Genomic DNA, 24,104 nt, shown 5'->3' with positions numbered 1-24,104 from the left:
CCGCGCCTCCCGTCTGCGGGTCGTCGCGTCAGCCCTGCGGCGGCGAGTACAGCTGCAGGTCGTTGCCCTCGCTGTCCTTGAAGGGCACGATCTTGCCCCACGGGTGCTCGCTGACGTCACCCGCGAACTCGACACCCTTCGACCGCAGGTCGGCGACCTCGTCCTCGATGCTGCCGTCCGGCTGGAACGACACGACCGCGCCGCCGCCGCTCGACGGGCTCGCCGACTCCCGACCGTTCAGGCCGATGAGCAGGCCGTTCGCGTCGATCTCGCTCCAGTCGTCGTCCTCGCTCGCGACCGTCAGGCCGAGCGCGTCGCGGTAGAACGCGACCGCGCGCTGCATGTCACTGACCGGTACCCAGACCGCTGCCACTCCGCTTGCCATGGTGTTCCTCTCGTCGTGCCGTCTCGTACCCGGCCGACGGTAGGTCGCCTGGTTGCGTGCGGGCACAGGCGGGGTGGTGTCCCAGTGCTCGGGTGGCAATGTGGGCCGGGACGACGGGAGCAGGGCATGGCTGGTGTGACGCACGTGGTGCTGGTGCAGTGGGACGCAGCGCGGGACGGGGTCGGCGAGCACGCCGTGCAGGCGGATGCGCTCTGCCGTGACCACCTGCCCCGCATCGACGGGGTGGAGTCGGTGCACTCCGGACCGAGCATCAGCACCGAGGGCCTCGAGGGCGGGTTCGACTGGATGCTCACCGTGCGCTTCCGTGACCGCGCGGCGCTCGCCGGGTACCTGCCGCACCCGGAGCACCGTCCGGTCGCCGACCACATCGGCGCCGGCAGCAGCCGCGTCGTCGTGTTCGACGTCGAGGACTGAGCCGGCGACGTCCTCCGCCGGGCCACGAGCGTCAGGCTGAGCGGTCTCTGATCTGCGCGTGCCGCGCGTGCCGGGCACGGGCGGCTCTCCCTGGGACGATGGGCGGATGAGCACCGAGCCCGAGCGCCGCCGCAGGAGGGCCGACGTCGTCGGCATCCTCGAGCCGAACCCCCACCCGCTGGCGACCGTCACGATCGGCATCGGGGCCGTGGTCGTGCTGACGGTGATCGGGTTCTTCCTCGATTCGGTGGACGCGGGGCTCGCGAAGGCGTTCAACACGCTGCACACCGGTGCGCTCGGTGCGTTCACGACGGCGGTCTACCACGTCATCAGCCCGGTGCCGGCGATCGCGATCACGTTCGTCGTCGCTGGTGTCATCTGGTGGCGGGCACGGGACCTCCGACCGGCCCTCGGCTTCGGCATGACGATCGCGATCACGTGGCTGCCGTCCGCGGTCGTCAAGGAGATCGTCCACCGCGCCCGGCCCGACGTGGCGCTGCTGCCGCACCCGTTCCCCGTCCAGCCCGACCCCGGGTACCCGAGCGGGCACACGGTCTACATCACGGCGTTCGTGATCGCGCTCGTGTGGGTCGTCCGCGAGACGCGGTGGCACCAGGTCGCCCGGGTCGCCGGTGTCGTGGCGATCGTGGTCGTGTTCCTGTCGGTCTCGATCGACGCCGTGCACTACCCGACGGACGCGGCGGCCTCGATCCTCTGGGCGCTGGCGGTCGCGCCGGCGGCCCGGGTGGTGTGGGTCGACTGGGCGATGCCCCGCATCCCGTTCCTCCGCCCGCGTGAGGGTGCCGCGGTACCGCTCGGGCGCCGCCACTGAGCGGCGCACGGCCCCGCGGCCCCACGCCGCTACGCCCGGCTGCGCTGCGCTGCTACGCCCGGCTGCGCCGCGCCGCGACGAGCGCGACGACGGCGACCACGGCGGCCGCGAGCATGACGACCGCGAGCGGCGCCGCCGTGTCCTCGCCCCCGATGCTCACGAGCGGCGACACGAGCGCCGCGAGCCCGAACTGCAGGGCGCCGAGCACGGCCGAGGCGCTGCCCGCGACCCCGGGGACCGCGCCGAGCGCCAGCGCCGTCGCGTTCCCGAGCACGAGGCCGAGCGACCCGACCGCCGTGAAGAGCGGCACCGCGAGCCAGAGGACGGGCGCCCCGGTCACGACGAGCAGCGCGAACGCCACGGTGGACGCCACCACGAGGGCGATGCCGAGCGTCAGGACGCCCTCGACCGAGCGGGTCGCGGTGAGCTTCGCCGACAGGATGCTCACGCCCATCAGCGCGAGTGCGTTCAGACCGAAGGCGAGCCCGTAGCCGACGGTGTCGAGCCCGAGCATGCCCTGGTACAGGAACGGTGACGCCGAGATGTACGCCATCATCACCGCGAACGCGAAGCCGAAGACCGCCGTGTACCCGACGAAGGTGCGCGATCGCAGCGCTCGCAGCGGGGAGCCGGACGCCACGCGCTCGGCCCGGAGCGCGTCACGCCGCGAGCGCAGGTGCGTCTCCCGAACGACGGCGAGCACGGCGACGAGCATCAGCACCGACAGGCCGAGCACGATCGTCAGCAGTCCGCGCCACCCGATCGGTCCGGTGAGCAGACCGCCGAGGAGCGGTGCCACCACGGGCGCGACCCCGCCGACGATCATCATGAGCGAGAAGGCGCGGGCGGCGGGCTTGCCGGTCGCCAGGTCGGAGATCACGGCGCGGCCGATCACCATGCCGGCCGCCCCGCCGAGGCCCTGCAGCAGCCGGGCGACGACGAGCACCGCCACGTTCGGCGCGAGCACCGCTGCGGCGCTCGCGAGGACGCAGAGCGCGGCGCCGGCGAGGAGCGGGGGCACGCGGCCGAAACGGTCCGACAGCGGCCCGAACACGAGCTGCCCCGCGGTCACACCGACCAGGAACGCCGTCAGGGTGAGCTGCACGGTCGTCGCCGAGGCGGACAGCTCCGTGGTCATCCGCGGGAACGCCGGCAGGTAGAGGTCGGTCGCGAAGGGCGCGACCGCGCTGAGCAGGCCGAGCACGAGCAGCAGGGGAGTCGTGATGCCCGTGGGGCGGGTGGAGGGCGTCGCCGTGGTGGCGCGGATGGATCCGGTGTCCGTCGTCATGGTTATGAAACCATAACTCATCGTCACTGGACGGTACAGTGACGACATGGCACCAGCGGTCTCCGACGACGCCCTCGCCGAGTTCGCCGACGTCGTCCTGCGCATCGGTCGCGAGGTCGACCCGCACGGCCCGCACGCGCTCGACATCGTCCCGCTGACCGGCACCGAGGCGCTCGTGATGCGCTGGGTGCACCGGAACCCGGGTGCGTCCCCGAGTGCCGTGGCCGACGCCACGGCGCTGCAGCGCAGCAACTGCAGCGTCGCGCTCCGCTCGCTCGTCGCGAAGGGCATGGTCGAGCGCCGCACCGACCCGGGCGACGCCCGGACCGTGCAGCTGCACCCCACCGCCCTCGCCCACGACAGCATCGCGCGGTTGCACGCGCACTGGGCGGGCCGGCTCCGCGCCGCCCTCGGTGGCGACGAGAGTGGCCTCGGCGCCGCGGCTGACCTGCTGGCACGCATCGACGACGGCCTGCGACGCGGCCGACCCGTGGCAGGTCCCGACCCCGCGTGCCGTCCGGACGGGCTTGGTACCCTGGAGGGACACAACAGCAAGCAGTGTGTATCTACCGGCCGTCGGCCCCACCGACGGACAGCGGCGGCACCCGATGGGCCCGCCGCCGGATCAGGCCGGGCCCCAGAAGGCACACCCCCTCATGCTCCAACCCCGACGCTCCGACGCGTCCCTCGTCTCCCTCGCCGGTCGGTGGTACTTCCCGATCGCGTTCATCGCCCGTCTGCCCTTCGCGATGATGGTCGTCGGTGTCCTCACCCTCGTCGTCGCGTCCCGTGACTCCGTCGCCCTCGGCGGCATCAACTCCGCCTTCGTCGGCATCGGCTCGGCGATCTTCGGGCCGCTCGTCGGTGCGGCCGCCGACCGCTTCGGCCAGCGGGCCGTCCTCGTCCCCGTCGGACTCGCGAACGCCGTCCTGCTCGGCGTCCTGCCGATCGTGGTCGCGAGCACCGCGCCCGACCTCGCGGTCCTGGCGATGTCGTTCCTGATCGGCGCGACCGCACCGCAGGTCGCCCCGATGTCCCGCACGCGACTCGTGGCGATCATCCGCCAGCGCATGTCCCCGGCACGCCGCGACAAGGTCTTCAGCGGCACGATGGCGTACGAGTCGGCCGCGGACGAGACCGTCTTCATCGTCGGTCCGTTCCTGGTCGGCCTGCTCGCGAGCACGATCGCGCCGTGGGTGGCCGTCGCCGGTGCGTCGGCACTGACCTTCGTCTTCGTCACCGCCTTCGCGCTGCACCCGACCGGCGCCCTCGTCGTCGGTGGGCCGGCACAGGAGACGCGCTCCCCGGCCCGGCAGCTGCTCCGTCCGCGACTCCTCGTGGTCGTCGTCGGGATCCTCGGCATCGGACTCTTCTTCGGGTCGACGCTGACCTCGCTGACGGCCTTCACGGAACAGCAGGGCGAGGCGTCCCAGGCCGGCCTGCTGTACGGCGTGATGGGGATCGGATCCGCAGCACTCGCACTCGGATCGGCGGCGTTCCCACAGCGGTTCGGTGTGACCTGGCGCTGGCTCGTGTTCGGGGTCGTGCTGCTGGGCGGCGCGATCGCCTTCAGCCGAGCGGACTCCGTCGTGGCGGTCGTCCTCGTGCTCGGGATCATGGGCATCGGCATCGGCCCGACGCTCGTCGCGCAGTACAGCCTGGGATCGGACCGGTCGCCCGTCGGCCGTTCGGCGACCACGATGACGATCCTCGGCTCGGCGGTCATCGTCGGACAGTCGGTCGCGTCGGCCGTGGTCGGCGAGGTCGCCGAGCGTGCGGGCACCGGTGCCGCGATGGCGTTCCCCGCGTACGCCGCCGCGCTGGTCGTCGTCGCCGCCGTGGCGGACCTGCTGCTCGCCCGCCGCGAGGACGCTCCGGCGGCCGCGACCGCCTGAGCCGGGATCAGCTCGGCTTCTTCGGCGTCCGGCGTCTGACCTCGGGCACGATCAGCTTCGGTACGGCTCGCAGCATGAACTTGTCGAAGTCCGGCACGGTGAAGGCAGCGTAGCCGTGCTCTGGCGTGTAGAGCAGCCCCATGTCGATGAGTTCTGCTCTGGTCGGTCCGAGTTGCGTGGACTCCCGGTGCAGGACACGGGCGACGTCCGCAGCCTTCTGCGGAAGCGGACCGAGTTCAGCCATTGCTCGGAGGTAGGCCGTCTGGAGGGTCGTGGTGCGATCGAGCCGGACACGGAAGAACGACTGGTCCAGTTTCGCGAGGTATCCCTCTCTCGCCGCGTCGACGTCGTCTGCAACGATCACCGGACCGGGAGCGATCTCCCAGACCTGGTACCCGAGTTCCTGGATGAAGTAGGGGTACCCCTTCGTGATCTCGAGCGCGAGCTCTACGGCATCCTCGCTGAAGGATGCGTCCTCGATCTCTGCCGGTCGGATCAGGGCTTCACGTGCGTCCTCCGGGTCGAGCGACCCGATCTCGGGAAAACGGAACAGGCGTTCGGCGTACGACTTCGCGTCGCCGGCGAGCTCCGCGATCTGCGGAAGGCCCGCGCCGACGAAGGTGATGGGGAGCCGTCGCTGAACGGTCTTGTGGAGTGCTTGGATCAAGGCCTCGAGTTGTGCGGCGCGCAGGAACTGGACCTCGTCGATGAGGATGGCGAGCCCCCTGCCGTGCTCCTGTACGGCCTCCCCGAGCGCAAGGAGGACATCGGTGAGGTCGAGCGTCAGGTCTCCGTGATCAGCGAGGCCCTCCGCGGGTTCAACGTCCCACGTCATCGACCAAGTCCCCTCCGCGCTCATGTTCATGCTGAACGAGGTCAGGACCTCAGCGGCACGCCGAGCCCGGTCGCTCCATCGTTTCCGGGGTGACACCTGCAGCAGTGCTGATCGGAGCAGGGAAGCCATCGTCTGTCGGAACTGGCCGTCGTCGTGCTTGCTGGCCTCGAACTCCACGACTTCCCACCGCGCCTCGCGCGCCAGGTCCGCGAAAGCGTTGAGGAGCACGGTCTTCCCCACCCCGCGCAGACCCGTCATGATCATGGACTGGTCAGTGCGGCCGCGAGCGAGGCGACGGAGGAGTACCTCGAACGAGCGCGTGTGCTCGATGCGTCCTGCGACGATCTCCGGAGTAGCACCGGCGTTGGGCGTGTACGGGTTCCTGACGCTGTCCACGCGCCGACCTTACTGGCCTTACCAGGCTTTATCTCGATTCGCTAAAGCGAAGTAAGAAATCAAAACTCTCGAGAGTGCCTCGAGCTCGGTGCAGGCTGGACTGCATGCGCATCCTCGTCCTCGGCGGTACCGCCTGGCTCGGCCGGACCGTCGTACAGCACGCCCTCGACACCGGCCACGACGTCACGTGCGTCGCACGCGGCTCGGACGTCCCCACCGGCGCCCGGCTCGTCGTGGCCGACCGTGACCACGACGACGCCCTGACCATGGTGACCGGCGAGCACTGGGATGCGGTCGTGGACGTCTCCCGGACGCCCGCGCACGTGCGCCGCGCGGCCCGTGACCTCGAGCCCGTCGCCGATCGGTACGTCTTCGTGTCGACCGTGAGCGTCTACGCGTCCCAGGCCGAGCGCGGTGCCGACGAGCACGCTGCCGTGCTCGAGCCGTCGGACGACCCCGCTGAGTACGGCGCTGCGAAGGTGGCGTGCGAACGTGCGGTCCTCGACGCCTTCGGCCCCGAGCGCGCCTCGATCGCGCGGGCCGGGCTCGTCGGTGGACCAGGTGACCACACCGGACGTTCCGGCTACTGGCCGTGGAGGTTCGCCCGTGCAGCCGAGAGCGGCCGCGCGGTGGTGGTCCCGGCGCGCACGGATCGACCCACCTCGGTGATCGACGTCCGCGACCTGGCGGGATGGCTCGTCGGAGCGGCCGAGGGCCGACGAGCGGGTGTCCACGACGTCCCCGGCGAGGTCGTCACGCTGGGGCAGTACCTCGAGGAAGCACGGGCCGCAGCGGCCGTGGACGTCCCGGTCGTAGCGCTCGCGGACGAGGTGCTCCTCGCGCGCGGGGTGGCGCCCTGGGCGGGGGAGCGGTCCCTGCCGCTGTGGATCCCCGACGACGACCACCAGGGCATGAACGACCGACCGGCAGACCGCGCGCGTGCGGCAGGCCTGACACGGAGGCCACTCGCCGAGACGCTGGCAGACGTGCTCGCATGGGAGCAGCTGCAACCGGTCCACCCGCACGGCGCGGGCCTCTCGGACGACGACGAGGCTGCCGTCCGCGCCGCCGGGTGACTCAGTCCTCGGTGTCGTCGACCAGCAGGTCCTCGTGCCGGTAGTCGTTCGACCGCAGCCCGGCACGCGCGATCATGTGCGTCGACACCGGCACCAGGAAGAGCTGGAACACGAGCACCGGCAGCACGACCCAGAACGCCGTCCAGGTCCACACCGCCACGACGATCGCGGCCAGGGCGAGCGCCAACCCGAGCACCTGCGGCTTCGCCATCGCGTGCAGCCGGACGAGGGGGTCCCGGAACCGGACGATGCCCACGGCCGCGCCGAACGACAGCGCCGCGGCGAGGAGCATCAGCACGAGGGCGATCCACGCGCGGATGCCGGCCCCGTCGACGAAGGACTGCAGGATCTCGATCACTTCGACTCCTCCTCGGCGGCGTGCTCCGGCGTGGTCACGTCGATCCCCTCGTCGGACGGGTCCGACGAGGGCGTGACGATCCGTGCGACGGCGATGGTCGCGAAGACGCTCGTCGCCGCGATGACGACCAGCACCGGGACGGCGGTCAGGTCGCGCCGGACCACCATCGCCGCGGCGATCACCACGAGCGCGGTGGTGAGCACCATGTCGGAGCCGATCATCCGGTCGAGGATCGTCGGTCCGCGGACGATCCGCCCGACGGCCAGCGCGAGCGTGGCGCCGAGCAGGACGAGCACGAGCGCGATCCCGACGGCCATGACGACGACCGCGGCGCTCACCGGGTCACCTCCGGCAGCGGCTCGGCGAGTTCGGAGACGTCCTGCTTCGACCCGATGGCGCGGATGACGAGCTCCTCGATGCGTGCGACGGTCCGCCGCTCCTGGTCGACCTGCTCACGGCGCTCGGTGTCGAGCACGTGGATGAGCAGGCGACGGCGGGGGAGGTCGACGTCGGCGACGTACGACCCGGGCACGAGGGAGATCGCCAGGGTGGCGAGCGTGAAGGTCATCTCCGACGTGGTGTGCAGCTGCACGAGCACGATCGAGCTCTGCCGGACGCCGCGCGGTCGGACGGCCGCCCAGGCCACCCGGAACGAGGCGACGACGACGTGCCCGGCCCACACCACCAGGAACCACAGTGCGCGCGGCAGCGAGAACCGCTTCGACAGGGGGACGGGCGGCAGCGGGAGCAGCTGCGTGACGAGGAGCGCGACGACCACGCCGCACAGCAGCGTCAGGACGCTCCAGGATCCCCACAGCAGCGCCCAGAGCACGGTCAGTCCGGCGACGAGCGGCACGTCGTAGCGCCAGGCGAGGGCGATCCGTCGGGCGTTCGAGATGCGGCGGGTGTCACTCATCAGCGCCTCCGTCCGTGCTGCCCAGGACGGCCTGCACGTAGCGGTCCGGCGACTCGAGTGACTCCGCTGCGCGGGTCGCGTAACCGTAGAGCGGACCGGCGACGACGGTGAGCGCGACCGACCCGAGGACCGCCACCGTCGTGACGGCGACGAGCATCCGGGGCAGCGGCGTGTGCACCGACGGCTCGACCGCGGGGGTCTGGCCGGTGGCCGGACCGGAGGCACTGCTCGCGTGCGCCGCGTCGGTGACGGTGGTCGAGCCTCCCGGGTGGTACGCCTCGCCCGTCTCCTCGGAGACGGTCAGCGGCGCCGGTTCCGGCGACCGCAGGTGCGCGTGCGGCTCGGCCGTGCTGGCGTGCGGTGCCGCCGCCTCGGCGGCCGGCTTGGGCCGCCAGAAGGCGGCGTCCCAGACGCGCATCAGCGCGTACAGGGTGAGGAGGCTCGTCACCACGCCGGCGCCGACCGTCACCCAGGCCATCGGGGAGCCGTCCTCGGCCGCGGCGCGGAAGAGGCCGAGCTTGCCGATGAACCCGGAGAACGGCGGGATGCCTCCGAGGTTGAACGCCGGGACCAGGTAGAGCGCGGCGAGGAGCGGTGCGGCCTTGAGCAGCCCGCCGAGCGACCGGGTCGAGGTCGTGCCGCCCACGCGTTCCATCACCCCCGACACCAGGAACAGCGTGGTCTGCACGACGATGTGGTGCACCGTGTAGAACACGGCCGCGGCGGTGCCGACGACGGAACCGAGCCCGACGCCCATCACCATGAAGCCGATGTGGCTGATGAGCGTGAAGGACAGCAGTCGTTTCACGTCGGTCTGCGACACGGCCCCCAGCACGCCGACGATCATCGTGAGCACCGCGACCACGAGCAGCACCGTGTTGAGCTGTGGTCTCGGGAAGATGATCGTCTCGAGCCGGATGATCGCGTAGATGCCGACCTTCGTGAGGAGTCCGGCGAACACCGCGGTGACCGGGGCCGGTGCGGTCGGGTACGAGTCCGGCAGCCAGAAGGCGAGCGGGAACACCGCGGCCTTGATGCCGAAGGCGATGAGCAGCATCGTGTGGAGCAGGAGCTGCACGTGCTCGGGGAGCCCGGCGACGCGCTCCGAGATCTGCGCGATGTTCACGGTGCCGGTCGCGCCGTAGACCAGGCCGATGGACGCGAGGAACAGCGCCGAGGCGATGAGGCTCGTGATGATGTACGTCGTGCCGGCGCGGACGCGCTGCTCGCTGCCGCCCAGGGTGATGAGCACGTAGCTCGCCACCAGGAGCATCTCGAACGCGACGTAGAGGTTGAACAGGTCGCCCGCCAGGAACGCGTCGAGCACTCCGGCGGCCAGCACCAGGTAGGTCGGGTAGTAGATCGTGACGGGGGCGTCCTCGTCGTCGGCCGCGAGTCCCTGGCCGATCGAGAAGAGCAGCACGAGCAGGAGCACGCTCGCGCTCACGGTGAGGAGCAGGGCGCTCAGCCGGTCGACGACGAGCGAGATGCCGTACGGTGCCTGCCACCCGCCGACCTGCACGACGATGGTGCCGTGCTGGTCGACGAGCACCATGAGCGTGGCGGCAACGACCACGGCCACCGCGAGCACCGCGACCGTGATGGCCCGCTGGAGCTTCTGGTGCCGCAGGAGGCCGAGCGCGATGGCGGCGCCGAGCAGCGGGACGAGGACGAGCAGGGGGACGAGCCAGGTCATCGCGAGGCCTCCTCGTTCTGGACCGCTTCGGGGTCGGTGTCGATCTCGGGGTCGTCGTCCGCGGGGTCGTCGTCCGCGGGATCGTCGTCGCGGTCCTTGCCGATCGCGACGTCGGCCTCGTCGACCTCGACCTCGTCGGCGCGGGACAGCTTCCACGAGCGGTGGATGAGGGCGAGCAGGAACGCGCTCACCGCGAAGGTGATGACGATCGCGGTCAGGGCGAACGCCTGGGGGAGCGGGTCGGTGATGCCCTCGGACGAGCCGCCGATCGGGGGCTTGCCCGCCGCGCCGGACATGATGAGCAACAGCAGGTTCAGGGAGTTGCCGAGCAGCAGGAACCCGAGCAGCATCCGGGTCAGCGACCGCTCCAGCAGCAGGTACACGCCGCACGAGAACAGCACCGCCATCGCGATGACGAGGACCAGGGTGATGGTCATACGGCACTCCCCTCCGGGGTCGCTGCGGCGGCGTTGTCGTCGACGTCGCCCTCCGTGGTGTCGGTGATGCGCGCCCGGGAGTCCTCGAGCCGTTGCCGGTCGACCTCGGCACCGAGGCTCCGGAGCACGTCGAGGACGAGCCCGACGACCACCAGGTAGACCCCGATGTCGAAGAACGTCGCGGTGACGAACTCGACGTGCCCGAGCACGGGGACGGTCGCCTCGAAGAACGCGGAGTACAGGGCCTCCTTCCCGAAGAACAGCGGGACGATCGCGGTCGTGGCCGCGGTGGCGACGCCGAGGCCGAGCAGGCGACCGGCGCGGACGGGCGCGGCGGCGCCGAGCTCCGCGGGACCGCCCGCCAGGTACCGACCGGCCAGCGCGATGCCGGCGACGAGTCCGCCGGCGAAGCCGCCGCCGGCCGTGTTGTGCCCGGCGAAGAGCAGGTAGAGCGAGAGCACGACGAGGCCGTGGAAGAGCAGGCGGACGACCACGTCGAGCAGGGCCGAGCGACCGGTCGGGATCGCCGCGCTCGTCGGCAGCCAGGCGCGGGGCTCGCCGTCCGGGCGGTGCTTGTCGCTCGTCACGGTCGCCGGCAGGTCGCGCAGCCGCGGCAGGGTGTCCTCGCGCGAATCGAGGAAGATCAGGCTCGCGACACCCGTGGCCGCGGCGACGACGACGGTCAGCTCACCGAGCGTGTCCCAGCCGCGCAGGTCGACGAGGGCGACGTTCACGACGTTCAGGCCGTGACCGAAGGACTTCGTGAGCGCCGGGATGTCCGGCCAGATCGGGGTGCTGTTCCGTGCCGAGGCCGCGACGACCACGACGACGGCCAGGGTGGCTCCCGCGAGGCCGGCGAACAGGGCCCGCACGATCCGGAAGCGCGACGGGTTGGCCGTGGCGATCCGCGGGGGGAGCCGGCGGAGCACCAGCACGAACGCGATCAGCGTGACGGTCTCGACCACGAGCTGGGTGAGCGCGAGGTCGACCGCACCGTGCAGGACGAAGAGCACGGACATCCCGTAGCCGGTGACGCCGACGAGCACGGCGGCGGCGAACCGGGTCTTCGCGGTCAGCACCGCGATCGCGGCGACGGCCATCACGGCGACGACCGGCACCTGGCCCCACGAGTCGGCGAAGCGCACGCGGAACGCCCACGGGCCGCCGAGCACCAGGTTCGCCAGGGCGCCGGCGACGAACACCGACAGGATCACGGTCAGGTAGTAGGGGAGCGACCCGCGCTGGACGCCGGCCGTGAGCCCGGTCGCCAGGCGGTCGAGCCCACGCATGGTCTTCCGGTAGGTGTCGGCCGCGCTCGGTGACCCGGAGAGTCGGTGCTGCAGGGCCTCGACCCGGCGTCGTGCCAGGAACAGGAGGACGCCACCGACGAGCGTGATCGCGGAGAGGCCGAGCGCGGGCTCCAGGCCGTGCCAGAGCGCCAGGTGCGGGACCTCGCCCTCGGGCAGCGCCGCGGCGGTGGCAGCGGGTTCGAGGCCGTGCGCGACGACGGGCGTGAGCAGGCCGAACGCGAGTCCGGCGACGGCGAGGACGGACGGCACGACACCGAGTCCGTGCAGGCCGTGCGGCTCGGTGTCGGCCACGCCGGACTTCCGGGCGAACGTGCCCCAGAGGAAGCGGAGCGAGTACGCGACGGTGAGGAGCGAGCCGAGGGTCACCCCGACGAGTGCGATCCACGCCCAGGCCGCCTGCGGTCCGTGGAGCTCCTCGACGAAGCCGGTCAGGACGGCCTCCTTCGCGACGAAGCCGATCGTCGGCGGGATGCCCGCCATCGACGCGAGCGCGAGGACGCTGACCACGACGAGCCACGGCAGCTTCCGCCCGAGACCGCTGAGCTTCCGGAGGTCGCGGGTGCCGGTCGCGTGGTCGACGGCTCCGACGACCAGGAACAGCGTCGACTTGAACGTGGCGTGCGCGACGAGCAGGGCGACCCCGCCCAGGGCGACGGCCGGAGCGCCCCACCCGGCGGCGAGCACGAGGAAGCCGAGCTGCGCGACCGTCCCGTAGGCGAGCAGCAGCTTGACGTCGGTCTGACGCAGCGCGCGGTAGCCGCCGATGAGCATGCCGAGCACACCGAGCACGGTGATCGTCTCGCGCCAGCCGGTCAGCAGCGCGAACGCCGGGGCCAGGCGGGCGACCAGGTAGATGCCGGCCTTCACCATCGCCGCGGCGTGCAGGTACGCGCTGACCGGGGTCGGCGCCGCCATCGCTGCCGGGAGCCAGAAGTGGAAGGGGACGATCGCCGACTTCGTCAGGGCGCCCAGGAGCACGAGGACCACCGCGACCGGCACGAGCGGCCCCGGACGCTCGACGAGCTCCGGTGCCTGCGCGATGATGCCCGACAGGCTCGTGGTCCCCGCGGTCACGGACAGGGCGACGAGTCCGGCGAGCATCGCCAGCCCGCCGGCGGTCGTGACGACGAGGGCCTGCATGGCGGCGGCCCGGCTCGCGCGCTTGTCGGCGTCCTGCCCGATGAGCAGGTACGAGAAGACCGTCGTGGCCTCCCAGAGCACGAAGAGCACGATCACGTCGTCGGCGACGACGAGGCCGTACATCGACCCGGCGAAGGCGGTCAGGACGGACGCGAACCGGCCCAGTCCGGGCTCGTCCCGCTCGAAGTACGACGCGCAGTAGACGAGCACGAGCGCACCGACGACGGAGACCACCAGGGCGAGGACCCACGACAGGGCGTCCATCCGCAACGACAGCGCCAGGTCGAGCTCCGGGATCCACTGCCACCGGCTCGTGACCCCGCCGTGGAGTGCGGCGTCGCTCTGGGCGATCGTCAGCACCGCGGCGGCGGCGGGGGCGAGGGCGGCGACGTAGAACACGCGGCGCCCCATCAGCGGGGTCAGGGCGGGGACGATCAGGGCGACGATCGCGAACGCGACGAGGACGGAGACCATCGGGCACCTCCTCGGGGTCGGGCTGCAGTCCGGCTCACTGGGCCCTCACAGCCTACGGAGAGGCGGATGGCAACTTCCTGAGCGACCGGACAGCCGGAGCGAGCGTTCCCTCCACTCTGCTCCGCGTCCGGCCTCAGCGACCGTGCGCCCGTGCCGGGATCTGCGTCGCGAGCTTGCCGCCGGAGACGTCCAGCAGTGTGCCCGTGACGTAGGCGGACGCGTCGCTCGCCAGGAAGACCAGGAGGTCGGCGACGTCGTCGGGCGTCTCCCACCGCCGGAGCGACAGGGTGTCGAGCAGCCGGTCCTGCTCGGCCTGCGGCATCTCGGCGAACCCGTTCATCGCGGTCGGCACCATGCCGGGCGCGTAGGCGTTCACGGTGATGCCCCACGGGCCGAGCTCCGACGCCAGCACGCGGGTGAACGAGACCACCGCGGCCTTCGACGCCGCGTAGGCCGCGCTGCCGACGCTCGGCACGATCGCCGCGAACGACGCGGCGTTGACGATCCGCCCGCGCCCGGCCGCCTGCATCACCGGCGCGACCGCCTGGCTGACCAGGAAGGTGCCCCCGAGGTTCACGTCCATGCACCGTCGCCACTCGTCCCAGCCGAGCTCGGCGACGGTCCCGGTGACGTTGATGCCCGCGTTGTTGACGAGCACGTCGACGGTGCCGTGCCGGCGGACGACCTCGTCGACGGCCGCACGCACGGAGGCCGGGTCGGCGACGTCGCAGACGACACGGTCGACGCCGTCGTCACCGGCGTCGTCGAAGGCGAGGTCGAACGCGACGACGCGGCACCCCTCGGTGAGGAACCGCGCCGCGAGTGTCCGGCCGATCCCCCGGCCGGCTCCGGTGACGACCACCACGCGGTCGGTCAGGTCGAGGTGCATCGTCGCTCCCGTCGTCGGTCTGTCCCGGCAACGGTGGGCGCCCGTGCCTCGAATCGTCATACTATTCGAGCATGACGGCGAAGGTGCTCTGGATCACGGGTGGCGGCAGCGGGATGGGGGCGGCGAGCGCGGTGGCCGCAGCCCGTGACGGGTGGACGGTGGTGCTCAGTGGGCGTCGCCGGGACCGACTCGAGCAGGTCGCGGACGAGGTCCGCGCGGTCGGCGGGACGGCGGACGTCGTGCCGCTCGACGTGACGGACGGCGACGCGGTGCCCGCAGCACGCGACGCCGTGCTCGGACGGCACGGCCGGATCGACGGCCTGGTGCTGGCAGCCGGGCTGAACTCGCCGGCGCGACGGTGGGACGACCAGTCGCTCGCCGACGTCCGCGCCGTCATCGACACGAACACGACCGCCGTGGTGGCGGTGGTCGACGCTGCACTGCCGGCGCTCCGGGACGCGGGCGGTGTCGTCGTGGTGGTGTCGTCCTACGCGGGCTGGTCCTTCCAACCCGGTGCCGGTGTCGCGTACTCGGCGAGCAAGACCGCCCTCGGCTCGATCGTCCGGACGCTCAACCAGCAGGAGGCCGAGCACGGCGTGCGAGCCACCCACCTGTGCCCGGGCGACGTCGCGACGGACTTCCTGGACCAGCGTCCCGAGGTCCCCGACGCGGCGGCGCGCGCTCGGATGCTGCAGCCCGACGACGTCGGCCGCACGGTGGCCTTCGTGCTCGCGGCGCCGGCCCACGTCCGCATCGACGAGCTCGTCCTGTCACCCGTCGCGCAGCGGTGACGAGCGCCTTCGACCGGGTGCTCGACGGGATCGGGACCGCCGTCGTCACCGGCACCTTCGCGCCGGGGAGCCGCCGGAGCACCGACGACCTGGTGGCCTGGTCGGGCGCGAGCCGCAGCATCGTCCGTGAGGCGGTCCGCGTCCTCGTCGCGCTCGGCATGCTCAGTGCGCGCCCCCGCGTCGGCGTGGTCGTCGCCCACCCCACGGACTGGGACGTCCTCGATCCGCTGGTCGTCCGCTGGCGGCTCCGGGGACCCGACGCGGCGCAGGTCTCGGTCGAGCTCCGCGAGCTGCGGGTCGCCGTGGAACCGGCAGCGGCCGCCGCGGCGGCCCGACGAGCACCGCTCGAGGACTGCGCGGCCGGACGGGAGGCGCTCCTCGCCACCGCGGACGAGCTCGCGTCCGCCGCGGCCGAGGACCGCCGGGTCGACTTCACGATCGCGGACGTCCGGCTGCACTCCCTCGTGCTGGAGCTGTCCGGCAACGCGCTGTACCGACGGCTGCACCGCGTCGTGGGGGAGGCGCTCCGTGAGCGCGGGAGCATCCGGCCGGACCGCCACGACGTCGGCCTGCACGTCGCGCTCGTGCAGGCGGTCGTCGGGGGTCGGTCGGACGAGGCCGCCGACGTGATGCGCGAGATCGTGCGGCGCACCGAGCACCGGCCGGGCCCGGACCTGGGATGATCGTGGTCGGCGCACCCCGCGTCGACGGAGGTGACCGGTGGACGCAGCGCAGGAGATGGTGCTCCAGCTCGTCGGGACGCCCTGGGCCTTCCTCGTGGTCGGGCTCGTGCTGGCCGCCGGCAGCGTTGCGGTGTTCCTGCCGAGCCAGGCGCTCGTCGTCGCGATCGGCACGCTGCTCGTCGGTGGTGACGGTGGGTTCCTGCCCGTGCTCGTCCTGGTGGTCGCGGCGACGATCGGGATGGTGCTCGGCGACGTCGCGCTCTGGCACCTGGCGCGGACGGTCGACCTCGGCTCGCGGTCGTGGTTCAGCCGGCCGAAGGTCAGGAAGGCGCGGGAGTCGATCGACGCCAGGTACCGGAAGGCCCCCGGACGCATCGCCGTCCTCGGCCGCTTCATCCCGATGGGGCGCCTCACGACGAACCTGGTCGGTGCGGACAGCGGGCTCGACCTCCGGCGCTTCCTGGTCAGCTGCCTCGTCGCCGACGTGGTGTGGGCGGCCTACTGCGTGGGGATCGCGGCGGCCACCGGGCACTGGAGCCGGGAGCAGCCGTTCCTCGTGACGACCCTCGCGGTGGTCGCGTCGATCCTGCTCGGCCTCGCGATCTCCGCGGTCGAGAAGGCCGTGCGGCGCCGCGCCGAGGCCGCTGCGACCGCCTGACGCCGTAGCGTGGAGGGCACCGTCCGAAGGAGGACCCGTGTCGAGCCTCACCGAACTCGTCCCCGACCCCGACGCCGTCGAGCGCCTCGCGACCGGCAGCACCTGGGCCGAGGGACCGTGCTGGATCCCGTCCGACCGGACGGTCCGCTGGTCGGACATCCCGGGCGACCGGATCCTCGAGTGGCACCAGGAGACCGGCGGTACGACCGTGTACGCGTCGGACGTCGAGTTCACGAACGGCCGCACGCTGGACCGCGACGGCTCCGTCGTGCAGTGCTCGCACGGGCGGCGACGCGTCGAGCGCGACCGGGGCGGCGTCGTCACCGCGGTCGTCGACGGCTGGGCGGACGGTCGGTTGAACTCGCCGAACGACGTCGTCGTCACGCGGGACGGCACGATCTGGTTCACCGACCCGGCCTACGGCATCACCCAGCCGCGTGAGGGACACCCGGGCGAGCGGGAGTACGGCGACCACTGGGTGTTCCGGTGCGGACCGGACGGCGAGGACCTGCGCCCCGTGGTGCTCGACGTCGACGAACCGAACGGTCTCGCGTTCTCGCCCGACGAGCGCGTGCTCCACGTCGCCAGCTCGTCCGCCCACGAGCCGGTCATCCGCGCCTACGACGTCGACGGCCACCGCGTGAAGAACGGCCGGGTGTTCGCCCGGCTCGGCGAGGGCGAGGGCGTGCCGGACGGCATCCGGGTCGACGTCCACGGCAACGTGTGGTCCTCGACCCACCGGGGCGTGACGGTCTTCGCACCCGACGGCGCCCGCATCGGCGACGTCGCCGTGCCCGAGGTCGTGTCGAACCTGTGCTTCGGCGGCGACGATGGCACGACGCTCTTCGTGACCGCGACGACCTCGCTGTACCGCATCGCGACGACGACGCGGGACGCCGCTGCCGTATCCTGACCCGGCCATGCAGTGCGACTACTTCGACCGGGGGGTGTGCCGCTCGTGCACACTCATGGGACAGCCCTACGGCGACCAGGTGCTCGACAAGGAGATCCGCACGCGGGAACTCCTGCGGGACGCCGTCGAGGCCGCAGGGGGCCCGGGGGCGGTCGAGTGGTTGCCCGCGATCACGAGCCCGGAGTCCGGGTACCGCAACAAGGCGAAGATGGTCGTCGGCGGCACGGTCCAGCGCCCCACGGTGGGGATCCTCGACCACCGGCAGCGCGGCGTGGACCTGCGGCACTGCGGCATCTGCACGCCGGGCATCCGACGGGCGCTCCCGGTCCTGGCGGACTTCGTCGCCGACACGGGGCTGATCCCGTACGACGTGGCCGCACGTCGGGGCGAGCTCAAGTTCGTGCTCGTGACCGAGTCCCCGGACGGCGAGCTCATGGTGCGCTTCGTGCTGCGCTCCGAAGGGCAGCTGCCACGACTGCGTGAGCGCCTCGACGACCTGCGGCGGGTCCTGCCCGAGGCGGTCGTGGTCACCGCGAACCTGCTCCCGGAGCACAAGGCCGTCACCGAGGGGGAACGCGAGGTCGTGCTGACCGAGCAGGAGACGCTGCCGATGCGGTTCGGCTCGATCGCGATGCACCTCCGACCGCAGAGCTTCTTCCAGACGAACACGAGCGTCGCGAGCCAGCTGTACGACCAGGCGTCGGCCTGGATCGACGAGGTCGGGCCGGCCTCGATGTGGGACCTGTACTGCGGTGTCGGCGGGTTCGCCCTGCACGCAGCGCGCGCGGGTCGTGCCGTCACGGGGATCGAGACGAGCCGGGAGGCGATCCGCTCCGCGAAGCAGTCCGCGCGCGAGGCGGGGCTGACCGACGTCCGCTTCGCCGCCGACGACGCGACGGAGCACGCCCTCCGGGCCCGACCGGACGCGCTGCCCGAGCTGGTGGTGGTGAACCCGCCGCGCCGGGGCATCGGCGAGACGCTCGCGACCTGGCTCGAGGAGTCCGAGGTCGAGCACGTCGTCTACTCGAGCTGCAACCCGGTCACCCTCGCGAAGGACCTCGCGCGCATGCCGTCGCTCCGCCTGCGACGGGCGCGCGTGCTCGACATGTTCCCGCAGACCGGCCACCTCGAGGCCGTGACGCTGCTGTCCAGGCGCTGACCAGGACGCGACCAGCCAGCGGTCGGGAGGCTCGCTGCCAGGCCGCCACGGGCCTCCCGTCCGCAGCATTGCCAGGAAACTGCCAAGGTCACGTACCCGGGTACAGACCGATCTGCATGCCCATGGTGATCGGGGCACTCAGGAAGACCGGTGGGGGACATAGCACTCACGGGTAGAACTCATTGTCTCGGTTTGATAACAGTCACGAATTTCCTATGGTTGCCGACCAGCGCCACCGGCACGAGACCACTGCCCCCGGCGGCGCACCCCACGACATGACCGCGATCGGTCGGGACGGGCAGTGGCGACCGGGTCCGCTCAGGCGGGCGCCAGGTCCGTGGTCCCGGTGGAGCGATCAACCATGAAGAAGCTTTCCCGTACCCGCACCATCGTCGGTGGCCTGGCCTTCGCCGGCATCGCCGCGACCGGTGTCGGCCTGGCGGCAGCGCCCGCGAACGCCGCATCCGGTTCGACCTGGGACGCCCTCGCACAGTGCGAGTCCGGTGGCAACTGGGCCATCAACACCGGCAACGGCTACTACGGTGGCCTGCAGTTCAACCTCGGCACCTGGCAGGCGAACGGCGGCGCCGGCAACCCGGCCTCCGCGAGCCGCGAGGCCCAGATCGCCGTCGCCGAGCGCGTCCTCGCGTCCCAGGGCTGGGGTGCATGGCCGGCCTGCTCCGCGAAGCTCGGCCTGAGCGGGACCACGGGTGCCGCTCCGCAGGCCGCCGCTCCGGCCCCCGCCGCGCCGCAGCAGGCTGCACCGCAGCAGGCCGCGCCGCAGCAGGCTGCACCGAAGGCGACCACGCCGGCCGCACCGAAGGCGACCACGCAGGCCGCTCCGAAGGCGGCCGTGTCGAGCAAGCCGGCCGCGGTCGCGACGAGCGGCAAGACGTACACGATCGAGTCGGGCGACACGCTCGACAAGATCGCGACGAAGCTGAACATCGACGGTGGCTACATGAAGCTGTGGGCCGCGAACACGTCGACGATCGACGACGCGAACCTGATCTACGCCGGCCAGGAGCTCCAGCTCCCCGCCTGATCGACCTCCCGATCCGACACGAGACCCCCGTGGCACCTGCCGCGGGGGTCTCGTGCTGTCCGGGATTCGCCGGCGCGACCGTCAGCTCGGGCGATCCTCGAGCCACCGCTGCAGGTCGTCGGACCGCAGGGCGCTCGAGATCGCGGCGCGGTCGTGGTCGTCCAACCGGACGAACGACTGGCCGTCGGGGGTCGTCCCGCTGCCCGCGGTCGGCATCGTGAACGTGACCAGGTCGTCCGGTCGGACCCCGCGCAGGGACCACCCGAGACGGACGATCGTCGCCGCGTCGAGCCCGGGGTCCACCGCCAGGTGCTCGCTCGTCGCGGTGACGAACTCCTGCAGTCGCCCCGGGTGCGTCAGGGTGCCGCGCGACAGGGCCTGGTCGAACACCCCGCGCAGGAACGCCTGCTGGTTCCGGACGCGTGTGTGGTCGGCGTCGGCGAACGCGTACCGCTCCCGCACGAAGGCCAGGGCCTGTTCGCCGTCGAGCCGGTTCGCGCCGCTGACGAAGTGGTGGCCCCGCGCCGTGAAGTCCCGCGGTGACTGCACCGTCACGCCGCCCAGTGCGTCCGTCATGTCGGCGAACCCGGCGAGGTCGACCTCGGCGACGTGGTCGATCCGGACGTCGAGCAGCTGCTCGACCGTCTGCACCGTGAGCGGGATGCCGCCCCAGGAGTACGCGGCGTTGATCTTGGCCCGGCCGTGGCCGGGGACCTCGACCCACGAGTCGCGCATGATCGACATGAGGTACACGTGGCGGCGGTCGGCGGGCACGTGGGCGAGCATCAGCGTGTCCGACCGCCCGCCGGCGGTCTGGTCGCCGTCGGCCAGTCCGGCCCGCGAGTCGGAGCCGATGAGCAGGATGTCCTCGGCGCCGCCGGAAGGTGCGGGCCGGTCGCCGGCGGGGAAGGGGTCCGCGATCGCCTCGGTGTGGTCGTCGAAGCTCCGGGTCAGACTGCCGACGAAGACCGCTGCGACGACCGCGAGCAGGGTGGCGATGCCGACCAGGGTGCCGGTGGTGGCGACCAGCGCGACGAGCGCGGGGTGCCTGCGCCGCCTCCGGGCCGTTCTTGCTGTTGCTGCTGCCGCGGCTCGGGCGGCGCGACGCTCGGACATCGGGACTCCTCGGGTCGGGTCGGCCCTGCGCCGACCCGGAGAGTCTACAGCATGTGGTATTTCAGTGTCACGTGCGGTGCAGCACGCCGGTCAGCCGCCGGCGGAGCTCCGCGTCCTCGGGGAGGACCTCCCGCTCGATGTGCTGTGCGGTCTCCCATGCGCGGCGACCCTCGTCGGTGACGGACACCACGCGACGCCGGCGGTCCTCCGGGTGGGCGGTCCGCTCGACCAGGCCGTCCCGTTCGGCCCGCTCGAGGGTCCGCGACATGGTCTGGGGCTGCACGCGAGCGGTCCTGGCGATGGTGTCCGCGCCCGTCGGGCCGGTCCGCAGCAGGATGTCGATCGCGACGAGGGCGGCGTGGGTCAGCCCGATCGCCCGGAGTCGCTCGTCCCACTCCCGCTCGACGGCACGTGCCGCGGCGGAGAGCAGGCGTCCGAGCGGCCACTGCTCCGCGGGTTCGTGCATGATCGGAGTCTACGGGCGGGTCCTCCCGGCGGCGTCGGCGCGGAGATAGTCAGCATGCTGACGATCGGTGTACGCTCACCGACGTGTCCCGGTTCCTCCGCATCGTCCTGCCCGCGCTCGTCATCCTCGTCTGGCTCGTCGTGGCCGGCGTCGGCGGTCCCGTCTTCGGGAAGATCTCCGAGGTCGCCACGAACGACCAGACGTCGTTCCTGCCGGCCTCGGCCGACGCGACGAAGGTGCAGGAGCGTGCCGCCGACTTCCGACAGGCCTCGGGGGCACCCGCCATCGTCGTCCTCGACCGCGACGGCGGCCTGACGCCCGACGACCTCGCTGCGGCCCGTCGGATCGCCGACACCATCGGCGAGCGCGACGACGTGCAGGGCACGAGCCCCGTGATCACGAGCGAGGACGGCGACGCCGCCGAGATCGTCGCGACACTGACCGAGGACGCGGAGACCGGAGACGCCGTCTCGGCCATCCGGACCACGGTGGACGAGGCGCTGCCCGCCGGCGTCTCCGGGTACGTCACCGGTCCGGCGGGCTTCACGGCCGACCTGACCGAGGCGTTCGCGGGCATCGACGGCCTGCTGCTCGGGGTGGCACTCGCCGCCGTGTTCGTCATCCTGATCGTGGTCTACCGGTCGCCGCTGCTGCCGTTCCTGGTGCTCGGGACGGCGACCTTCGCCCTGTGCGCCTCGATCCTCGTGGTGTACGCCCTGGCGAAGGCGGGGGTCGTGACGGTCAACGGGCAGGTGCAGGGCATCCTGTCGATCCTCGTGATCGGCGCCGCGACGGACTACGCGCTCCTCTACACGGCGCGATACCGCGAGGCACTGCGCGAGCACCGCACCGGCTGGGAGGCGACCCGGGCCGCTCTCCGCGGCGCGTTCGAGCCGATCGTCGCCTCGGGCGGGACCGTCATCGTCGGGGTGCTCTGCCTGCTCCTGTCGGACCTCAACTCGAACAAGGCGCTCGGGCCGGTCGCCGCGATCGGGATCGCCTTCAGCCTGCTCGCCGCCCTCACCCTGCTGCCCGCCCTGCTGCTGGCGTTCCGTCGGGCGGCGTTCTGGCCCCTGCGCCCGGCCTTCGGCTCCGGTGGCCGCCCGACCACCGGTCCGGACGCGACCGGACTGTGGGCGCGGGTGGGGCGCCTCGTCGCGCGTCGGTCCCGCACGGTCTGGATCGTCTGCACCGTGGCGCTCCTGGCGATGGGCAGCGGCCTCGTCGGGCTCCGTGCCGACGGCGTCCCGCAGAGCGACCTGGTGATCGGGTCGTCCCAGGCGCGGGACGGCCAGCGGGTCCTCGCCGACCACTTCCCCGGGGGTTCCGGCAGCCCGGCCCAGGTCATCGGCGCCGAGCGTGACCTGGACGCCCTCGTCGACGCCGTCCGCTCGGTCCGCGGGGTCGACGGGGTGGTGGCCGCCTCCACCGACTCGCCCTCGGGGACCGTCCCCGTGGGGTCGGACGCCGCCGCCCGGACCGCCCCGGGCACGGCGGAGCCGACGGTGTCGCGCGGGGACGTCCTGCTCGAGGCCACGCTCGCCGACCCCGCCGACTCGAGCGCCGCCGAACGGACCGTCCGCGACCTCCGCGTCGCCGTCGAGCGGGTGGACCCCGACGCGGTCGTGGGTGGCGTCACGGCGACCGCCGTCGACACGAACGACACCGGCATCCGCGACCGCACGGTCATCATCCCCGTGGTGCTCGCGGTCATCCTGCTGATCCTCGTGCTGCTGCTCCGCAGCGTGGTCGCCCCGCTGGTCCTCGTCGGCAGTGTCGTGGTGTCCTTCGCGGCCGCACTCGGCGTCGGCGCACTGGTGTTCGACCACGTGTTCCACTTCCCCGGGGCCGACCCGTCCGTCCCGCTGTACGCGTTCGTGTTCCTCGTGGCGCTCGGCGTCGACTACAACATCTTCCTCATGACCCGGGTGCGCGAGGAGTCCCTGCGGCACGGCCCGCGTGAGGGTGTCCTGCGCGGGCTCGCGGCCACCGGGGGAGTGATCACCTCGGCGGGCATCGTGCTGGCCGCGACCTTCGCGGCGCTCGGCGTCATCCCGATCCTGTTCCTGGCGCAGATCGCCTTCGTTGTGGCGTTCGGCGTCCTGCTCGACACCGTCGTGGTCCGGTCGCTGCTCGTCCCCGCGCTCGTGATCGACCTGGGGCGCCGGGCGTGGTGGCCGTCGCGCCTCTCGCGCGCAGCGCGTCACATGTGACACGCTGGTGGCATGCCAGTTCCCTCCACGCAGCCGGCCGCAGAGCGCAAGCTGCTCCGTGACACCGTGCAGGACAAGATCCGCGACGCGATCATGGACGGCACGCTCGAACCGGGCGAACGACTGAACGACGACGACCTCATCGCGTGGCTCGGCGTCTCCAGGACCCCGATCCGTGAAGCACTGGCGGAACTCGCACGGGCCGGACTCATCGAGATGGCGCCGAACCGCTACACCCGCGTCGCCGCACCGACCGAGGCCGAGCTGCTCGACGCCTACCGCACGCTCGGCGTCATCTACGGCGGGGTCGTCCGCCTGGCCGTCCCGCGGTTCTCGGACGCCGAGCGGGAGCGGGTCACCGCCGTGCTCGACGACGTCCTGGCGCGGCTCGACGCCGACCAGCAGGCCGAGGTCGCGCGCGAGGGGGCGGACATCTACTCGATGTGGGCGGAGGCCTGCGGCAACGCCTCGCTCGCGCAGCTGTGCCGCTCGACCACCGACGGTCTGGCCTTCCGGCTCCGCGTGCCCGAGCTCACCGAGCTCGTCCCGACCGACGTCATCCGACCCGAGATCGTGAAGCTCCGCGACGCCGTCGCCGCGGGCGAGCCGATCGACGCGGAACTCGCGATGGAGGCGATCCACCTCCTGCCCACGCGCGACTGACCGAGCGCCGGGCGTACAGCGTCGGGCACGGACCC

General features: G+C 72.3%; 24 protein-coding genes and 1 pseudogene. 13 read left to right on the top strand and 12 right to left on the bottom strand.

Going from position 1 to position 24,104, the window contains the following annotated elements:
- Window positions 1-28: 28 nt before the first annotated feature.
- The gene (locus M3666_RS01335; RefSeq protein WP_251154249.1) at window positions 29-385 is read right to left on the bottom strand and encodes a VOC family protein; all 357 of its coding nucleotides are present in this window, start codon (window positions 383-385) and stop codon (window positions 29-31) included.
- 126 nt (window positions 386-511) lie between these two features.
- On the opposite strand from M3666_RS01335, the gene M3666_RS01330 reads away from it, so the two are divergent.
- Together M3666_RS01330 and M3666_RS01325 are read left to right on the top strand one after the other, a co-directional pair.
- Entirely contained in the window at window positions 512-820 is a 309-nt protein-coding gene (locus M3666_RS01330; RefSeq protein ID WP_251154248.1) for a Dabb family protein, read from the top strand.
- Between the two features lie 106 nt (window positions 821-926).
- Window positions 927-1,652 (top strand): phosphatase PAP2 family protein, encoded by a 726-nt coding sequence (locus M3666_RS01325; protein WP_251154247.1) that lies wholly within the window; start codon window positions 927-929, stop codon window positions 1,650-1,652.
- Between the two features lie 52 nt (window positions 1,653-1,704).
- On the opposite strand, the gene M3666_RS01320 is transcribed toward M3666_RS01325, so the two are convergent.
- Window positions 1,705-2,940, bottom strand: a complete 1,236-nt coding sequence (locus tag M3666_RS01320) for a multidrug effflux MFS transporter (protein ID WP_066651569.1) — start codon at window positions 2,938-2,940, stop codon at window positions 1,705-1,707.
- Between the two features lie 46 nt (window positions 2,941-2,986).
- On the opposite strand from M3666_RS01320, the pseudogene M3666_RS16585 reads away from it, so the two are divergent.
- Window positions 2,987-3,277 (top strand): annotated as a pseudogene (locus M3666_RS16585) (MarR family winged helix-turn-helix transcriptional regulator); the annotation flags it as partial.
- 319 nt (window positions 3,278-3,596) lie between these two features.
- The gene (locus M3666_RS01310) at window positions 3,597-4,835 is read left to right on the top strand and encodes an MFS transporter (RefSeq protein WP_251154246.1); all 1,239 of its coding nucleotides are present in this window, start codon (window positions 3,597-3,599) and stop codon (window positions 4,833-4,835) included.
- A 7-nt stretch (window positions 4,836-4,842) separates the two neighbouring features.
- On the opposite strand, the gene M3666_RS01305 is transcribed toward M3666_RS01310, so the two are convergent.
- Window positions 4,843-6,066 carry an ATP-binding protein gene (locus M3666_RS01305; protein WP_209684383.1) on the bottom strand — a complete coding sequence of 408 codons (1,224 nt, stop codon included), beginning with the start codon at window positions 6,064-6,066 and terminating at the stop codon, window positions 4,843-4,845.
- 104 nt (window positions 6,067-6,170) lie between these two features.
- On the opposite strand from M3666_RS01305, the gene M3666_RS01300 reads away from it, so the two are divergent.
- Entirely contained in the window at window positions 6,171-7,142 is a 972-nt protein-coding gene (locus M3666_RS01300) for an NAD-dependent epimerase/dehydratase family protein (RefSeq protein WP_251154245.1), read from the top strand.
- A 1-nt stretch (window position 7,143) separates the two neighbouring features.
- On the opposite strand, the gene M3666_RS01295 is transcribed toward M3666_RS01300, so the two are convergent.
- The 7 genes from M3666_RS01295 to M3666_RS01265 form a co-directional block, all read right to left on the bottom strand.
- Complete coding sequence (locus tag M3666_RS01295; RefSeq protein ID WP_251154244.1) at window positions 7,144-7,500, bottom strand: monovalent cation/H(+) antiporter subunit G; 357 nt, start codon at window positions 7,498-7,500, stop codon at window positions 7,144-7,146.
- Window positions 7,497-7,838, bottom strand: a complete 342-nt coding sequence (locus tag M3666_RS01290) for a hypothetical protein (protein WP_066651577.1) — start codon at window positions 7,836-7,838, stop codon at window positions 7,497-7,499. Before M3666_RS01290 ends, M3666_RS01295 begins: the two co-directional genes overlap by 4 nt.
- Entirely contained in the window at window positions 7,835-8,416 is a 582-nt protein-coding gene (locus tag M3666_RS01285) for a Na+/H+ antiporter subunit E (protein ID WP_066651579.1), read from the bottom strand. The genes M3666_RS01290 and M3666_RS01285 overlap by 4 nt, the downstream gene beginning before the upstream one ends.
- Window positions 8,409-10,112, bottom strand: a complete 1,704-nt coding sequence (locus tag M3666_RS01280) for a Na+/H+ antiporter subunit D (RefSeq protein WP_066651581.1) — start codon at window positions 10,110-10,112, stop codon at window positions 8,409-8,411. The genes M3666_RS01285 and M3666_RS01280 overlap by 8 nt, the downstream gene beginning before the upstream one ends.
- Entirely contained in the window at window positions 10,109-10,549 is a 441-nt protein-coding gene (locus M3666_RS01275; RefSeq protein WP_066651583.1) for a Na(+)/H(+) antiporter subunit C, read from the bottom strand. The genes M3666_RS01280 and M3666_RS01275 overlap by 4 nt, the downstream gene beginning before the upstream one ends.
- Window positions 10,546-13,473 (bottom strand): Na+/H+ antiporter subunit A, encoded by a 2,928-nt coding sequence (locus M3666_RS01270; RefSeq protein WP_066651585.1) that lies wholly within the window; start codon window positions 13,471-13,473, stop codon window positions 10,546-10,548. The genes M3666_RS01275 and M3666_RS01270 overlap by 4 nt, the downstream gene beginning before the upstream one ends.
- Window positions 13,474-13,606: 133 nt before the next feature.
- Window positions 13,607-14,362, bottom strand: coding sequence for an SDR family NAD(P)-dependent oxidoreductase (locus tag M3666_RS01265; RefSeq protein WP_066651587.1), 756 nt, complete (start codon window positions 14,360-14,362; stop codon window positions 13,607-13,609).
- Window positions 14,363-14,433: 71 nt separating this feature from the next.
- On the opposite strand from M3666_RS01265, the gene M3666_RS01260 reads away from it, so the two are divergent.
- The 6 genes from M3666_RS01260 to M3666_RS16575 all read left to right on the top strand — a co-directional run bounded on the left by M3666_RS01260 (window position 14,434) and on the right by M3666_RS16575 (window position 19,611).
- A complete protein-coding gene (locus tag M3666_RS01260) occupies window positions 14,434-15,153 on the top strand; it encodes an SDR family oxidoreductase (protein WP_066651588.1) in 720 nt (239 codons plus the stop codon).
- Entirely contained in the window at window positions 15,150-15,836 is a 687-nt protein-coding gene (locus tag M3666_RS01255; protein WP_066651590.1) for a FadR/GntR family transcriptional regulator, read from the top strand. The genes M3666_RS01260 and M3666_RS01255 overlap by 4 nt, the downstream gene beginning before the upstream one ends.
- Window positions 15,837-15,873: 37 nt before the next feature.
- Complete coding sequence (locus M3666_RS01250) at window positions 15,874-16,494, top strand: DedA family protein (protein ID WP_209684368.1); 621 nt, start codon at window positions 15,874-15,876, stop codon at window positions 16,492-16,494.
- A gap of 37 nt (window positions 16,495-16,531) precedes the next feature.
- Window positions 16,532-17,407: an SMP-30/gluconolactonase/LRE family protein gene (locus M3666_RS01245; protein ID WP_066651595.1), complete on the top strand. Its 876-nt coding sequence runs from the start codon at window positions 16,532-16,534 to the stop codon at window positions 17,405-17,407.
- 7 nt (window positions 17,408-17,414) lie between these two features.
- Window positions 17,415-18,566 (top strand): 23S rRNA (uracil(747)-C(5))-methyltransferase RlmC, encoded by a 1,152-nt coding sequence (gene rlmC / locus M3666_RS01240; RefSeq protein ID WP_066651597.1) that lies wholly within the window; start codon window positions 17,415-17,417, stop codon window positions 18,564-18,566.
- A gap of 361 nt (window positions 18,567-18,927) precedes the next feature.
- Window positions 18,928-19,611 (top strand): transglycosylase family protein, encoded by a 684-nt coding sequence (locus tag M3666_RS16575; RefSeq protein ID WP_066651599.1) that lies wholly within the window; start codon window positions 18,928-18,930, stop codon window positions 19,609-19,611.
- Window positions 19,612-19,692: 81 nt separating this feature from the next.
- Here the strand turns inward: M3666_RS16575 and M3666_RS01225 are convergent, their stop codons facing one another.
- Both M3666_RS01225 and M3666_RS01220 read right to left on the bottom strand, forming a co-directional pair.
- A complete protein-coding gene (locus M3666_RS01225; protein WP_251154243.1) occupies window positions 19,693-20,727 on the bottom strand; it encodes an LCP family protein in 1,035 nt (344 codons plus the stop codon).
- Between the two features lie 67 nt (window positions 20,728-20,794).
- The gene (locus M3666_RS01220; RefSeq protein WP_251154242.1) at window positions 20,795-21,193 is read right to left on the bottom strand and encodes a MarR family winged helix-turn-helix transcriptional regulator; all 399 of its coding nucleotides are present in this window, start codon (window positions 21,191-21,193) and stop codon (window positions 20,795-20,797) included.
- 83 nt (window positions 21,194-21,276) lie between these two features.
- Between M3666_RS01220 and M3666_RS01215 the strand changes: the two genes are divergently transcribed.
- Together M3666_RS01215 and M3666_RS01210 are read left to right on the top strand one after the other, a co-directional pair.
- The gene (locus M3666_RS01215; RefSeq protein WP_251154241.1) at window positions 21,277-23,406 is read left to right on the top strand and encodes an efflux RND transporter permease subunit; all 2,130 of its coding nucleotides are present in this window, start codon (window positions 21,277-21,279) and stop codon (window positions 23,404-23,406) included.
- A gap of 12 nt (window positions 23,407-23,418) precedes the next feature.
- A complete protein-coding gene (locus M3666_RS01210; protein ID WP_209684356.1) occupies window positions 23,419-24,069 on the top strand; it encodes a GntR family transcriptional regulator in 651 nt (216 codons plus the stop codon).
- Window positions 24,070-24,104 lie beyond the last annotated feature (35 nt).

Origin of the sequence: Curtobacterium sp. ODYSSEY 48 V2 (genome assembly GCF_023712625.1) — a bacterium.
Classification (GTDB): domain Bacteria; phylum Actinomycetota; class Actinomycetes; order Actinomycetales; family Microbacteriaceae; genus Curtobacterium.
The sequence above is the reverse complement of the archived record's forward strand: the minus strand, read 5'-3'. Positions and strand labels throughout refer to the sequence as shown.

Bases quoted from the DNA above. Each gene is read 5' to 3' on its own strand.
- M3666_RS01320 (WP_066651569.1), bottom strand. From the start codon at position 2,940: ATGACGACGGACACCGGATCCATCCGCGCCACCACGGCGACGCCCTCC.
- M3666_RS01260 (WP_066651588.1), top strand. From the start codon at position 14,434: ATGACGGCGAAGGTGCTCTGGATCACGGGTGGCGGCAGCGGGATGGGG.
- M3666_RS01280 (WP_066651581.1), bottom strand. From the start codon at position 10,112: ATGACCTGGCTCGTCCCCCTGCTCGTCCTCGTCCCGCTGCTCGGCGCC.
- M3666_RS16575 (WP_066651599.1), top strand. From the start codon at position 18,928: ATGAAGAAGCTTTCCCGTACCCGCACCATCGTCGGTGGCCTGGCCTTC.
- M3666_RS01325 (WP_251154247.1), top strand. From the start codon at position 927: ATGAGCACCGAGCCCGAGCGCCGCCGCAGGAGGGCCGACGTCGTCGGC.
- M3666_RS01265 (WP_066651587.1), bottom strand. From the start codon at position 14,362: ATGCACCTCGACCTGACCGACCGCGTGGTGGTCGTCACCGGAGCCGGC.
- M3666_RS01300 (WP_251154245.1), top strand. From the start codon at position 6,171: ATGCGCATCCTCGTCCTCGGCGGTACCGCCTGGCTCGGCCGGACCGTC.
- M3666_RS01270 (WP_066651585.1), bottom strand. From the start codon at position 13,473: ATGGTCTCCGTCCTCGTCGCGTTCGCGATCGTCGCCCTGATCGTCCCC.
- M3666_RS01335 (WP_251154249.1), bottom strand. From the start codon at position 385: ATGGCAAGCGGAGTGGCAGCGGTCTGGGTACCGGTCAGTGACATGCAG.
- M3666_RS01330 (WP_251154248.1), top strand. From the start codon at position 512: ATGGCTGGTGTGACGCACGTGGTGCTGGTGCAGTGGGACGCAGCGCGG.
- M3666_RS01285 (WP_066651579.1), bottom strand. From the start codon at position 8,416: ATGAGTGACACCCGCCGCATCTCGAACGCCCGACGGATCGCCCTCGCC.
- rlmC (WP_066651597.1), top strand. From the start codon at position 17,415: ATGCAGTGCGACTACTTCGACCGGGGGGTGTGCCGCTCGTGCACACTC.
- M3666_RS01275 (WP_066651583.1), bottom strand. From the start codon at position 10,549: ATGACCATCACCCTGGTCCTCGTCATCGCGATGGCGGTGCTGTTCTCG.
- M3666_RS01210 (WP_209684356.1), top strand. From the start codon at position 23,419: ATGCCAGTTCCCTCCACGCAGCCGGCCGCAGAGCGCAAGCTGCTCCGT.
- M3666_RS01310 (WP_251154246.1), top strand. From the start codon at position 3,597: ATGCTCCAACCCCGACGCTCCGACGCGTCCCTCGTCTCCCTCGCCGGT.
- M3666_RS01220 (WP_251154242.1), bottom strand. From the start codon at position 21,193: ATGCACGAACCCGCGGAGCAGTGGCCGCTCGGACGCCTGCTCTCCGCC.
- M3666_RS01225 (WP_251154243.1), bottom strand. From the start codon at position 20,727: ATGTCCGAGCGTCGCGCCGCCCGAGCCGCGGCAGCAGCAACAGCAAGA.